Annotated in this window: 4 protein-coding genes; all 4 read right to left on the bottom strand. The window is 73.5% G+C overall.

The genetic code is table 11. The features are described 5' to 3' along the window. Window positions 1–138: 138 nt before the first annotated feature. The 4 genes from HUT19_RS35225 to HUT19_RS43555 all read right to left on the bottom strand — a co-directional run bounded on the left by HUT19_RS35225 (window position 139) and on the right by HUT19_RS43555 (window position 14,852). The gene (locus HUT19_RS35225) at window positions 139–723 is read right to left on the bottom strand and encodes a DUF2867 domain-containing protein (protein ID WP_176184448.1); all 585 of its coding nucleotides are present in this window, start codon (window positions 721–723) and stop codon (window positions 139–141) included. Window positions 724–821: 98 nt separating this feature from the next. Then, entirely contained in the window at window positions 822–2,264 is a 1,443-nt protein-coding gene (locus tag HUT19_RS35220; RefSeq protein ID WP_176184446.1) for a cytochrome P450, read from the bottom strand. Window positions 2,265–2,277: 13 nt separating this feature from the next. After that, entirely contained in the window at window positions 2,278–3,696 is a 1,419-nt protein-coding gene (locus HUT19_RS35215) for an MFS transporter (protein ID WP_176184444.1), read from the bottom strand. Further along, entirely contained in the window at window positions 3,693–14,852 is an 11,160-nt protein-coding gene (locus HUT19_RS43555; protein WP_254885951.1) for a type I polyketide synthase, read from the bottom strand. Before HUT19_RS43555 ends, HUT19_RS35215 begins: the two co-directional genes overlap by 4 nt. Window positions 14,853–14,898: the final 46 nt, after the last annotated feature.

Raw genomic sequence — 14,898 nt, 5'->3', positions numbered from 1 at the left:
AGGACGGCCGGAGCGACCCGGCGCGGGGACGGTCACCCCGCGGCGCACATGGGTGTGGCCGCGCCGGGGGTCCGGCGCGGCCACATCGGTCGGGCGCAGTCAGTCGGGTGCCGTCACTCGGGCGGCGTCACTGGGGCATCATCGGGTGGCGCTCGCGTGCCAGGACCGGCCGATGGCCCGGACCAGGGACGGCGTCACGAAGAGACGCCGGAAGGGAAGGATGACGGGCATGTACACCTTCCCGAGCAGGCCCTTCTTCTTGACCAGCACGGCCATCTGCGCGTGGTGCCTGCCGTTGCCGTCGTCCACCCAGCCGATGTGCATCACGGCGTGCACGGTCTGGTTGACGACCTCGGTCGCCCACTCGTCGGGGGCCTGGTAGACCGACTTCATCGGCACCGTCTTCAGGTCCGGGCCGCGCGGACCGTCGCGCAGGTCGTCCGGCAGCCGGTCCCGCAGGGAGGGGTTGCGCGGACCGACGCCGTGCTTCTCCTTGTCCCACCCGAGGACGGCGCCGAGCCTCCAGCGGATCGCGAACAGCACCTTGTACATCGGCGACGGTTTGAAGTCGGCCCCGTCACCGTCGAACTGCCGGACCAGCAGCGCCAGATCGTCGGGTCCCCCAGGGGTGTCCAGGTCCCATACGTCCTCGACCTCAAAATCCCTGATGAACTCGTGGATCCTCCACGGCCGCTCGGTGAACGCGGTGTTCGGGAGCCTCATACAAACCTCCATGTGATGTGCCGCGCGAGCGGACCGCCGGGATGAACCCGGCCACGCGCGGCGAAACCAACCTACCCGGGGTGCCCGGCCCCCGGGGCTCAACCCGCGCCGATTCCGGCCTTCACCTTGCGCGGACGGAACACCATTCGGGCGCCGTTCCGGGGGATGTTGACGACCGTTCGGCTGTGCGCCGACTCCGGCTTGGCGTCGGCACGCTCGACATCACAGGTGGTCAGGATCTCGGTCAGGGTGGCCTTCAGCTCCATGAGCGCGATCCGGTCGCCCAGGCACCGGGTGTGGCCACCGCCGAACGGGATCCAGGTGTGCGAGGCGGGCTTGACGCCGAGGAAGCGCTCCGGCTTGAACTCATCGGGCTGCGGGTAGTTGTGCTCGTCCCGGTTGAGCAGGTAGGCGCTGGCCCACAGGCGGTCGCCGGGCGCGTAGCGCACACCGCCGATCTCGATGGGCTTGACCACCTCGCGGGGGACGATCTGCTGGATCGGCGGGCCGAGCCGCAGCACCTCGTGCACCACCGCGGTCAGGTACGTGTCGCCCGCACCCTCCGCCATCTCCTCGCGCAGCCGCTCGACCACGCGGGGGGACCGGGTGAGGAACTCCAGCGCCCAGCAGATGGCCGAGGCGGTGGTCTCCGTACCGGCCAGGAACTGGGTCATGATCTCGTCGCGCATCTCGACCCGGCTGGGCTTGGTGCCGTCCTCGTTGGTGATGCCCAGCATCACGCCCAGCAGGTCGTCACCGGAGGCGCCGGACCGCTCGCGCTCCTCGATGGCCGAGTCCACCATCCGGTGGACCCGCTCACGGCGGGTCAGGAACTCGTTGACGCCGTTGGGCCGGAAGAAGCGCATCATCTTCATCTTCCGGGCCGGCAGCATGTGGAACGGCTTCATGGTGCTCGGGCGGGAGTTGAACTCCAGCATCTTCATCACCTCCTCGAACATCTCGTCCTCGCAGGACGGACGGTGCTCGCCGAAGAGCACCTCGAGGATCACCTTGGTGGTGTAGTGGTGCGCGAAGCGGTGGACCGACACGGCCCGGTCGCGCGGCCAGGCCGCGACCGTCTCCTTGGCCAGCCGGTAGACCTCCCGCTCCACACGCTTCAGGGCGTCACCGCGGAAACTCGGCATGACGCTGCGCCGCCGCGCGGTGTGCTCCTCCTCGTCCAGCCAGGCGAGACCGTTCTGACCGGTCCACTTCTCGATGGGGGTGTTGCTGGAGCCGGTGTGCAGGACGTCCCGGGGCGCGAGGAACATCTGCTTGACGTCCTCCGGTGCCGAGATCACGTAGAGGGGCACCCCGGGAATGATCGTCACTCGGAACCGGCTGCCGTACGTGGCGCGGGCGTTCTTCAGATAGGGCTCCGGGCGGGCCCAGATGCTCAGCACCTGCTTCAGCCGGGCCATGTCCACGGCGGGCAGCGAGGAGGACGGGATGACCTCCTTCGGAGCGGGTGAGGAGTGGTCTATCGGGCACTTGCCCCCGGATGCGACCGCCGCGTCGTGAGCGTTGCTGGAGTGGTCCATTTACCTTGCTTCCTTATCTCGTTGCCGCATGGGTCACGTGCTCTGGCTGGTTGCCCCCGCCCCTACCGGGCGGGGCGGACGGTCTCACCGGGCCGATCGCGAACAGGGCGAGCCCGCTGACGAGGCTGGCGCCAGTCATGATCAGGAACGCGGTGCGGAAGTCGGAGAGGTCCGGGGCACCGGTGAGCACGGACGCGATCACGGCGACGCCGATCGCCATGCCGATCTGGCGGGACATGGACGACATACCGGTGCCGGTGGCCACGCGCTCCGGTGGCAGGGACAGTGTCGCCGCCGCGGCCAGGGGCGGCAGGATGAGGCCGAAGCCGATCCCGCCGATGATCGCGCCGGGCAGGAAGTGACCGGTGAAGTCCGGTGTGCCATCCAGCGCGAACGTCCACCACAGGCCGCCCGCCGCGAAGAAGGTACCGCCGACCAGACCGACCAGATGTGCCCCGTAGCGGACGGCCAGGATGCCGCTGGGTACGGCGAACAGGGTGGCCGACACCGGACCCGGCGCGATCTCCAGGGCGCCGCGCAGGGTCGAATGCCGCCAGACCTGGGTCAGGAACAGGATGGTGGACATGGCCATCGCGCCGACGCCCACGAAGAAGAAACCGGTCGCGACATTGCCCAGGGCCACCGGCCTGATCCTCAGGATGGCGGGTTCGATGACCGGCGCCGGGTGCCGCAGACCACGGCGCACGGTGCAGGCAAGGCCGATCACACCGGCCACCGACAGACCTATGACCTGGGCACTGCCCCATCCCCACGCCTGCCCCTGGGAGATGGTGGCGACGACGGCGGCGACGGACGCCGCGAGCACCGCGATACCGACCAGGTCCGGGACCGGACCGTCCTCGGTGGCGGATGTGCGCAGCGTCCACGCGCCGATCAGCAGCGCCACCGCCCCGAGGGGCAGGTTGACCACGAAGACCCAGCGCCAGTCGATCTCCGCCAGCAGACCGCCCAGCGGCAGCGCGGCGGCGGAGCCGACACCGCCGACCGCGGTCCACAGCCCGATGGCGATACCGCGCCGCGCGGGCGGGAAGAGCCCGAGCAGCAGCCCCAGGGAGCTGGGTGCCATCAGCGCGGCGCCGACGCCCTGGAGGGCCCGCGCGACCACGAGCACCTCCAGGTTCGGCGCCGCCGCGCACGCGGCCGACACGGCGGTGAACAACCCGAGGCCCAGCAGGAAGACCCGCTTGCGCCCGGACCGGTCGGCCCAGCGGCCGCTGGGCAGCAGGAGCGCGGCGAAGGTGATCGCGTAGGCGCTCATCACCCAGGACAGATCGGTCAGACTCGCCGAGGAGAAGGACTCCTGCATGCTCGGGAAGGCGATGTTCACGATCAGCATGTCCACCGCGGAGATGAACACCCCGACGAGGACGACCGCGATGGACATCCCCCGGCGCAGCCCGTCGCTGCTCATTCCTCGATCCACCTTTCGATCGCGTCCGCGGTGTCCGCGGCGGCCGCTTCGATCAGGGCGAAGTGGTCGGCACCGACCTCGACATGGTCGTCGGTGGCCTCCCACCGCGGGCCGCCTGGCACCGCTTCCCCGCCGAGCGGTTCCGCCGCCCGGATCATCAGGGTCCTGGCGGACGCCGGCTCCGGCCGCGAACCGGTGAACAGGCGCAGATAGCCGCCCATGGACAGCCAGCTCGCGTCGTCGATGGAGACCGGGCGCCGCTCCTGCGTGAGGATCTCCGTCAGCATGGCGGCGAACGCCCGGCCCGCCTCGTCCTCGTTGTCACCGAGCGCCCGTGTGTCGATCATGGCGAGCCCGGCGAGCGCGGCGCCGGAGGACTCGAGGCGTGCGGCCAGCGAACGCGCCACCACACCGCCCATCGAGTAGCCGACCAGCACGAACGGGGCGTCGCCGACGGCCGCGCGGATCGCGCCGTCCAGCACCTCCACGGCAGCCTCCCGGGACTCCGGGGAGAGCTCGGTCCCGAAGCCCGGCAGGGAGCAGACGTGGACGTCCCGCACTCCCTCGAACCGGTCGGCCAGCCGCATGAACTGCTCCTGGCCGGAGCCGACCACATACACGTAGGACGGCACGCAGACGACCTTCACCCGGCCCGGCCCCGAGGCCAGCTGCGCCAGGCGCCCGTCGGTGTCGGGCAGTTCGGCGGCCGACGAGAAGACCGGCCTGTCGCCCGCGGTGTCCAGCAGCTGCCGCAGCGCCTGGGGCATGGTGCCGGTTTCGGCGGCCTGCCGGAGCCGCAGGCTGATGGTCTCCCCGGCGGGCTCGGCCGCCCCGGTGTCCGGTGCCCCCGAGCCGACCTGCTTGAGCAGCTGCCGGGCGATCTCCGCCGGGGTGGGGTGCTCGAAGACGAACGAGACGGGCAGGCGCAGCCCGGTGGCCTGGGAGAGCCGGTTGCGCAGGCCCACCGCGCTCATCGAGTCCATGCCGAGTTCCTTGAACCTGCGCTCGACGTCGATCCGGTCGTCGGCATGGTGGCCGAGCACGGCCGCGACATGCACCGTGACCAGCTCCAGCACCACCCGCTCACGGTCCGCCTCGGAGACGCCCGCCAGCCGCTGTGCCAGCGACCCACCGGTCGCCTCGCGCTGGGCGGGCAGCCGGACCAGGCCGCGCAGCAGCGCCGGGAGGCTCCGTTCGCGGGCCTGCGAACGCAGCGCCGCCAGATCCAGCTGCACCGGCGCCAACAGCGCGGTGTCCACGGCGAGGGCCTGGTCGAACAGCTCGAGCCCGCGCCCGACCGGCAGTTCGGCGGTCCCCGGGGACGGGACCGTGCCCGCCCACGGTCCCCACGCCAGCGCGGTGCCCGCGAGTCCGGCCGCGCGGCGCCCGCGCACCAGCGCTTCCCCGGCCGCGTCGGCCGCCGGGTCCTGGACCGGACCGCCGCCGAGCGAGGCGAACGAGGAGCACACCACGAAGGCGGCGAGATCGGCCCGTTCGGTCAGCGTGTGCAGCCGCCAGGCCAGTTCCAGTCCCTCGGGCTCGGCCCCGGTGTGGACGACCGCGGTGAGCGGCCGCTCCAGGGAACCGATCACGTCTGCCAGCCGGTCTGGCGCGGGCGCCTCGACGCGCGTTCGTGCACCGAGCTCCGCCAGCTCCGCGACCAGCCCGTCCGCGGCGGCGCCGGGTGTGCCGAGCAACAGCAGGTCCCGGACGCCGTGGTGGGCGGCCAGATGCCTGGCCAGCGCCGCGCCCGGAGGGGTCGTACCACCGGTGATCAGCACGGTGCCGTCGGAGTCCGACAGCAGCGGCCGGTCGGCGGGCGTGACCGGGACCAGAGCCAGCCGCGGCGCCAGGAGCTGCCCGGCGCGCACCGCGAGCTGCGGCTCGTCGGCGGCGAGCACCGCGCCCCACTCGGGCCCGGTGTCCCCGTCCGCCTCGACGTCCATGACGAGGAACCGGCCCGGGTGTTGGGACTGCGCGGCCCGCAGCACACCCCACACCGCCGCCTGCGCCGGGTCGGGGACCTCGGTGTCCCGGGCCGCCACCGCGCGGCGCGTCGCCACGGCCAACACGGCAGCGCCGGACGGTGAGTGGTCCACCCAGCGGCGCACCAGGGCCGCGGCCTGCTCGGCCGCGTCCCGCACCGCCGCGGGACCGTCCCCGGCGGGGGTGTCGATCACCGTGAGCACGGCCTGCGGCACCGCCGCGCCGCCGTCCACGGCCCGTTCGAGGTCGGCCAGGTCGGCGTACCGGTCCGCCACTCCCCCGGCGGCGCCGCCCAGCGCTGCAAGCCGCACCGGCGTGGCCGCACCGAGCGGAACCGGAACCCAGTCCACGCGGTACAGCGAGCTCTGGCCGCGGCGCAGCTCCTCGAGATGGGCCGGATCGACCTCGTGGAAGGCGATGCGGTCCACGCCGAGCACCGGCGCGCCGTGCTCGTCGAAGACGGCCAGCCGCAGGGTGTCACCGTGGGAGGTGAGGTGCGCACGGCCCCCGGTGGCGCCGGTCGCGGCCAGCCGCACCCCGGACCAGGAGACCGGCAGCTTCGGCGAGTCCTGCTCGCTGAAGCCCAACTGCCCGCAGTGCAGGGCGGACTCGAACAGGGCCGGGTGGATGCCGAAGTCCGCCGCGCCGACGTCCTCGGGCAGCGCGAGTTCGGCGTACACCTCGCCGCCGGAGCGCCATGCCGCCCGCACACCGTGCAGCGCCGGGCCGCAGTCGAGACCGAGGTCGGCCAGCGCGGCGTACAGCCCGTCCACCGGCACCGGTTCGGCCCCGGCGGGCGGCCACTGGCCCGCCCAGCCCGCGGCGGGCTCGGTGTCCGATGCCAGCCAACCCGCGCAGTGACGGGTGGATTCGGCGTGCTGGTCACCGTCCGGGCGCGAGTGGACCGCCACCGGGCGGCGGCCGTCGGCTCCGGGAGCGCCCACGATCGCCTGGATCTGGAGCGCCGCGCCGTCCGCCGGCAGCAGCGGTGCCTCGAACATCATCTCGTCGAGCAGCGGCGCCCCGACGCCGCGGCCCGCGGCCAGCGCCAGTTCGACCAGCGTGGTGTTGGGCGCGACCGGGAGGCCGAAGGCGGCGTGATCGCGCAGCCAGGGCTGGGACTCGTGGGACAGCCGGCCGGTGAGCACCCACTCGTCCCGGTCGGCGAGCCGCATACCCGCCGTCAGGACCGGGTGCCCGACGCGGCCGAGGCCGGAGACGGCCGGGTCGCCGGTAGCCGGGCGCGCGCTCGGCCAGTACCGCTTGCGCTGGAAGGCGTAGGTGGGCAACGGGACCCGCTGGGCGCCGGAACCGGCGAAGCGGGTGGCCCAGTCGACCTTCACCCCGGCGATGTGCGCCTCGGCGAGGGAGAGCAGGAAACGCTTCATACCGCCCTGCTCACGGCGCAGCGAGCCGACCACGCCGACCCGGCCCGTGCCGGTGGCGGCGACGGTCTCCTCCATCGCCACGCCGAGCACCGGGTGCGGGGACATCTCCAGGAAGCAGCCCGCGCCGTCGTCGACGAGCGCGCGGACGGCGGGCTCGAACCCGACCCGGCCGCGCAGGTTGGCGTACCAGTACCCGGCGTCCATCGACGCGGTGTCGATGAAGGCGCCGACGGCCGTGGAGTAGAACGGGACCCGCCCGCTCGACGGCGCCACCGGAGCGAGGGCCTCCAGCAGTTCCGTCTCGATGGCCTCCACCTGCGCCGAATGCGACGCGTAGTCCACCGCGACCCGGCGCGCCCGGACATCGTCGCGTTCGCACGCCGCCAGCACCTCGTCCAGCGCCCGCGGCTCACCGGCGAGGACGACGGCAGCCGGGCCGTTCACCGCCGCCACCGAGACCCGGCCCTCGTGCGGAGCGATCAGCTCGGCGACCCGTTCGGCGTCCAGCGCCACGGACATCATGCCGCCGAGGCCCGCCAGACGGTCACGCACCAACTGGCTGCGCACCGCCACGATCCGGGCCGCGTCCCGCAGCGACAGCGCACCCGCCACATAGGCGGCGGCGATCTCGCCCTGCGAGTGGCCCACCACGGCGGACGGCTCGACACCGTAGGAGCGCCACAGCGCCGCCAGGCTCACCATCACCGCGAACAGGGCGGGCTGGACGACGTCGACACGTTCCATCGACGGCGCGCCCGGGGCACCGCGCAGCACGTCCTCCAGGCGCCAGTCCACGAACTCCGCCAACGCCTCACCACAGGCGGCGATCTCAGCGGCGAACACCGGCGAGGTGTCCAGCAGCTCGACCGCCATGCCCTCCCACTGCGCCCCCTGCCCGGGGAACACGAACACCGGCTTGGCGCTGGTGCCGGGGCGGCCGAAGGCCGTCCGCTCGGTCACCTCGCCGACGGCGAAGGCGGCCAGCTCGGTGGCCAGTTCATCCCGGTCGGTGGCCACGAGCACCGCGTGGTGGTCCAGCGCCGCCCGGGTGGTCAGCTGGGAGTAGCCGATGTCGAGCACCGAGAGCCCGGGGTTCTCCAGCAGATGCCGCCGCAGGCGCTCCGCCTGGGCGCGTACGGCCGCCTCGGTACGCGCGGAGAGCAGCACCGGGGTCGCGGGAGCCGGAATCGCCGCCGGAGCCGAAGCCGGAGTCACGGTCTCGGATCCGGCGGCTGCCGGGGTCCCGGCGGGCGCCTCCTCGACGATGATGTGCGCGTTGGTGCCGCTCACGCCGAACGACGACACGCCCGCCCGGCGGGGACGGCCGTGGCTGGTCCACTCCCTGGCCTCGGTCAGCAGCTCGACCTCGCCCACCTCCCAGTCGATATGCGGGGAGGGGGCGTCCACGTGGAGTGTCTTCGGCAGCACTCCGTGCCGCATCGCCATCACCATCTTGATCAGTCCGGCGACGCCGGACGCGCCCGAGGTGTGGCCGATGTTCGACTTGATCGAGCCGAGCCACAGCGGCTCCCCGTCCCGCTCCCGGCCGTAGGTCGCCAACAGGGCGTGCGCCTCGATCGGGTCACCCAGGACGGTGCCCGTGCCATGGCCCTCGACCGCGTCCACCTCGGACGGAGAGAGACCCGCGTTGGCCAGCGCCTGGCGGACCACCCGTTCCTGGGACGGACCGCTGGGCGCGGTCAGACCGTTGCTGGCACCGTCCTGGTTGATCGCCGTACCCCGGATCAGACCCAGGATGCGGCGCCCGTTGCGCTGGGCGTCCGACAACCGCTCCAGCACCACCAGACCCAGACCGTCGGAGAACCCCGTCCCGTCGGCCGACGCCGCGTACGCGCGGCACCGCCCGTCCGGGGAGTTCGCTCCCTGCCGGCTGAACTCGGTCATCGTGATCGGGGTGGTCATGAATGTCACGCCGCCCGCCAGCGCGAGCGAGCACTCGCCGTTGTGCAGCGCCTGCGCCGCCATGTGCAGCGCGACCCCGGAGGAGGAGCAGGCCGTCTCCACCGACACGGCGGGGCCTTCCAGGCCCAGGGTGTAGGCGATGCGTCCGGAGGCGACGCTCGACATGGTGCCGGTGACGCGGTAGCCCTCGTACTCGGTGGGCACGAGCATGCTGTAGTCGGAACCGGTGATGCCGACGAAGACGCCGGTGTCGCTGCCGCGCAGCGACGTCGGGTCGATCCCGGCGTGCTCCAGGGTCTCCCAGGAGGTCTCGAGCAGCAGACGCTGCTGCGGGTCCATGGCCACGGCCTCACGCGGGCTGATGCCGAAGAACTCGGCGTCGAAGTCGCCCATGCCCGCGACGAAGCCACCGCCGGAGCAGTAGGTCGTGCCGACCTGTTCCCGGTCCGGGCTGTAGAGCCGCTCCAGGTCCCAACCCCGGTCGGCGGGCAGCGGGCCGATCACATCGCGGCCCTCGGCCACCAGCTCCCACAGGTCGTCCGCCGAGGTGACACCGCCGGGGTAGCGGCATCCGATGCCGACGATCGCCAGCGGCTCGTCCGCCGCCCCGCGCCGCTGCTGGGCGGCCGGGAGTGCGGTGTCCGTCGTACCGTCGGCCTGCGAGAGCAGCAGCCGCGCGACGGCCACCGGTGTGGGGTGGTCGAACACCACGGTGGCGGGCAGTGGTACGCCGGTGCTCTGCGAGAGCCGGTTGCGCAGTTCGACCGCGCTGACGGAGTCGAAGCCGAGCTCCTTGAAGGCGCGCTCGCTGTCCACCTCGTCGGCGGAGGCGTGGCCGAGTACGGACGCGGCCTGCGCCCGGACCAGTTCGAGCACCACGCGCTCCCGCTCGGCTTCCGGCACCTCGGCCAGGCGCCGCGCCAGGGTGCCGCCGGACGCCGCGCGCCGGGCGGGCACCCGTACGAGGCCGCGCAGCACGGCGGGCAGCAGTCCGGCCCGGGCCTGCTCGCGCAGGACGGCCGGATCCAGCTCGACCGGGGCCAGCAGCGGTGCGCCCGCGGCGATACCGCGGTCGAACAGGTCGAGTCCGAGCTCGGTGGGCAGCGGGAGGATGCCGGCCTGGGCCACGAGCGCGGGGTCGGCCACGCCGGTTTCGCCGGTGCCACGGCCGTCGGCCCAGAAGCCCCAGGCCAGCGCGGCGCCGGGGAGCCCGGCCGCGCGGCGGGCGCTCACCAGCGCCGCCAGGGCCGCGTCCGCCGCCGAGGTGGCCGCCTGGCCCGGGATGCCGACCAGCCCCTCGAAGGAGGAGAACAGCACGAACGCGGAGAGGTCCGCGTCCGCGGTCAGCTCGTCCAGATGCCAGGCCGTGTCCACCGTGGCCCGCAGCACCGTCTCCAGCCGCTCGTCGGAGAGCGTCTCGATCAGGCCCGCGTCGGGCACCACCGCGGTGTGCACGACCGCGGTCAGCGGGTGCTCCAGGGAGCCCAGCAGCGCGGCCAGTTGCTCCCGGTCGGTGACATCACAGGGCACGACGCGCACCCGCGCGCCGAGGAACGCCAGCTCGGCGGTGAGCCGGTCGGCCTGGTCTCCGGGGGCGGCCACCACCAGGTGGCGGGCGCCGTGTCGAGTGACGAGGTGCTCGGCGAACGGGGCTCCGAAACCACCGGTGATCAGCACGGTGCCGTCGGGGTCCACGGGCTCCGGCCGGTCCGCCGAACCGGCGGGCACCCGGGCCAGCCGGGGCGCCAGCACCTTGCCGTCGCGCACGGCCAACTGCGGCTCGTCCGGAGCGAGCAGCGCGCCCCACTCGCGCTCCCCGTCCGCGTCCACGAGCAGGAAGCGGCCGGGGTGTTCGGACTGCGCGGCGCGTACGACGCCCCACACCGCGGCCTGCGCTGCGTCGGGCACCTCGTCGGCGACCGCCACCGCGCCGCGGGTGACCACGACCAGCGTGGCCTCGTCCAGCGATCCGGCGGCCAGCCACCGCCGCACCAGCGACACGGTCCGCGCGGCGGCGTCCCGCACCGCCGACGGTGTCTCGCCTGCGGGGGTGTCGATCACGGCCAGAACGGCCTGCGGGACGGGCGCGCCCTCCGCGACGGCTCGTTCCAGCGCGGTCGGATCGGCGTGCCGGTCGGCCACCCCGGCGACCTCGCCCAGCGCGGCCAGCCGCACCGGCTTGGCCGCCCCGACCGTGACGGGGGCCCAGTCCAGGCGGAACAGCGAGTTCTGCCCGCGGCGCAGCTGCCCCAACCGGGCCGCGTCGGCGGCCCGCACGGCGATCCGGCCGATGTGCGCCACGGGCGCGCCTTCGGCGTCGAAGACCTCGAGCCGCAGCGCGTCCTCGCCGAGCGCGACGATGCGCACCCGCGCCTGGGAGACCTTGTCGCCCGCCAGCCGTACGCCCGACCAGGACGCCGCTGACGGTGCCGTACCGGCGGTGGGCCGGTGGGCGGTGTGCAGCGCGGACTCCAGCAGGGCCGGGTGGATCGCGAAACCACCGGGCTCGGTGCCGTCGGGCAGGGCGAGTTCGGCGTACACCTCGCCACCGGCGGTCCACGCCGACTGTGCGCACTGGAGCAACGGGCCGCAGTCGAGGCCGAGTTCGGACAGGGCGGTGTACAGGGCGTCCACCGACACCGGTTCGGCCCCGGCGGGCGGCCACGCGCCCAGTCGGGCGGACAGCGGCTCGGCGTCAGGGGCGATACGGCCGCGCGCGTGGCAGACGGCCTCGGTGGACTGCTCGTCGCCGGTGTCCGGCCGCGAGTAGACCGCCACTTCGCGGCGGCCGTCGGCGTCGGCCCGGCCGAGCGTGACCTGCACCCGTGCGTCGGTGTCGTCCCCCAGGACCAGCGGGGCGTCGAGGTTCAGTTCCTCGACCAGGTCGCAGCCCACGTGGCGGCCCGCGGACAGGACCAGCTCCAGCAGCGCGGCGCCGGGAAGGGTGACCGTGCCGAACAGCGCGTGGTCGCGGGTCCACGGCTGCCCCTGGTGGGAGACACGGCCGGTGAGGACCCACTCGTCGCGGTCGCCGACCTGCACGGCGGCCGCCAGGACGGGGTGTTCGACGCGGCCGAGGCCGACCGCGGAGGCGTCGGCGAGGCCGGTGGCGTCCAGCCAGTAGCGCTTGTGCTGGAAGGCGTAGGTGGGCAGGGCGACGTGCCGGGCGCCGGAGTCGGCGAAGCAGGCGGCCCAGTCGACCTTCACCCCCGCGGTGTGCGCCTCGCCCAGCGAGAGCAGGAAGCGGGCCAGGCCGCCTTCGTCGCGGCGCAGGGAGCCGACCACACCGATCCGGTGGTCCGGGCCGTGGGCGGCGACGGTCTGCTCCACGGCCATGGCGAGCACCGGATGGGGGGACATCTCGAGGAAGCACCCGGCGCCGTTGTCGATGAGCGCGCGGATGGCGGGCTCGAAGCCGACCTGGCCGCGCAGATTGGTGTACCAGTACGCCGCGTCCATCGTGGCCGTGTCGAGGAAACCGCCGGTCACCGTGGAGTAGAACGGGACCCGCCCGCTCAACGGCCTCACCGGCGCGAGCGCCTCCAGCAGCTCCGCCTCGATGGCCTCCACCTGCGACGAGTGCGAGGCGTAGTCCACCTTGACCCGCCGCACCCGGACATCGTCACGCTCACACACCGCCTGCACCTCATCCAGCGCCCGCGGCTCACCGGCGACGATGACAGCGGCCGGGCCGTTCACCGCCGCCACCGAGACCCGGCCCTCGTACGGAGCGATCAGCTCCTCGGCCCGCTCCACCGGCAGCGCGACGGACATCATCCCGCCAAGGCCCGCCAGACGGTCCCGCACCAACTGGCTGCGCAGCGCCACAATCCGGGCCGCGTCCTCCAGCGACAACGCACCCGCCACATACGCCGCTGCGATCTCACCCTGCGAGTGACCGACCACCGCCGACGGCTCCACACCATAGGACCGCCACAGCGCCGCCAGGCCCACCATCACCGAGAACAGCGCGGGCTGCACCACATCGACGCGCTCCAGGGACGGCGCGCCCGGCGCACCACGCAGTACGTCCTCCAGGCGCCAGTCCACGAACTCGGCCAACGCCGCACCGCACGCGGCGATCTCAGCGGCGAACACCGACGAGGTGTCCAGCAACTCCACCGCCATACCGACCCACTGCGCCCCCTGACCCGGGAACACGAACACCGGCTTGGCGCCGGGCGTGGCGCGGCCCTCCACGACCACTGGTGACGGCTCGCCGACGGACAGTGCGGCCAGACCGGACAGCAACCGGTCGCGGTCGGCGGCGGCCACCACACCGCGGTGCTCCAGGTGGGCCCGGGTGGTGGCCGCGGAGAAGCCGAGGTCGGCCAGGGACAGATCCGGCCGGGCCAGCGCGTGGGCGCGGAGCCGGTCGGCCTGGGCCCGCATCGCGGCCGCGGTCCGGCCGGACACCGTCACGGGAACGGCGGGCAGCGCACGCGGCTCGGTGGCACCGTCGGCCGGTTCCTCGGCCGGGGCCTCCTCCAGGATGATGTGCGCGTTGGTGCCGCTCACGCCGAAGGAGGACACCGCGGCGCGACGGGGCCTGTCCCCCGCGGGCCACTCGCGCGCCTCGGTCAGCAGCGCGACCTCGCCCGCCTCCCAGTCGATGTGCGAGGACGGCGCGTCCACGTGGAGGGTCTGCGGCAGCACTCCGTGCCGCATCGCCATCACCATCTTGATCACCCCGGCCACGCCCGCCGCCATGGAGGTGTGGCCGATGTTCGACTTGATCGAGCCGAGCCACAGCGGCTCCCCGTCCCGCTCCCGGCCGTAGGTCGCCAACAGGGCGTGCGCCTCGATCGGGTCACCCAGGACGGTGCCCGTGCCGTGGCCCTCGACCGCGTCCACCTCGGACGCGGACAGACCGGCGTTGGTCAGTGCCTGCCGGATCACCCGTTCCTGGGAGGGGCCGTTGGGCGCGGTCAGGCCATTGCTGGCGCCGTCCTGGTTGATCGCCGTACCCCGGATCAGACCCAGGATGCGGCGCCCGTTGCGCTGGGCGTCCGACAACCGCTCCAGCACCACCAGACCCAGACCGTCGGAGAACCCCGTCCCGTCGGCCGACGCCGCGTACGCGCGGCACCGCCCGTCCGGCGACACCGCCTGCTGGCGGCTGAACTCGGCCAGCAGGAACGGGCCGGACATGACGGTCACTCCGCCGACGAGGGCCATGGAGCACTCGCCGGCACGCAGGGCCTGCGTGGCCATGTGCAGGGCGACCGCGGAGGAGGAGCATGCGGTGTCGACGGACACCGCGGGGCCCTCCAGGCCGAACACGTAGGAGATACGGCCGGACGACACGCTGGCCGCCCCACCGGTCAGCTGGAAGCCCTCGATCTGCGGCAGGCTGCCCGCGGGCGCCGCGCAGTAGTCGGTGGTGCCGACGCCGCAGAACACGCCGGTGTCGCTGCCGCGCAGCGAGGTCGGGTCGATGCCCGCGTCCTCGAACGCCTCCCACGACGCCTCCAGCAGCAGCCGCTGCTGCGGGTCCATCGCCAGCGCCTCGCGCGGGCTGATCCCGAAGAACTCGGCGTCGAACTCGGCGATCTCCTCGAGGAAGCCGCCGCCGCTGGTGGACACGGCACCCGGTTGGGTCATGCTCGGGTCGTAGATCCGCTCCGGGTCCCAGCCGCGGTCGGTGGGCAGCCCGGTGACGGCGTCGCGCCCCGACGCCACGAGCTCCCACAGCTCGTCGGGGGAGGTGACGCCGCCGGGGTAACGGCAGCTCATGCCGACGATGGCCAGCGGCTCGCTGGCGTTCGCGAGCAGCCGCTTGTTGAGCTGGCGGAGCCGGTCGGTCTCCTTGAGGGATTTCCGGAGCGCCTCGATGAGCTGGTTCTGATCGGTGGCCATGTCTATTCCTTCATCTCCGAGCTCATTGCGGCGACGGCGTTCTCGG

The organism is Streptomyces sp. NA02950, from assembly GCF_013364155.1.
GTDB lineage: Bacteria > Actinomycetota > Actinomycetes > Streptomycetales > Streptomycetaceae > Streptomyces.
The sequence above is the reverse complement of the archived record's forward strand: the minus strand, read 5'-3'. Positions and strand labels throughout refer to the sequence as shown.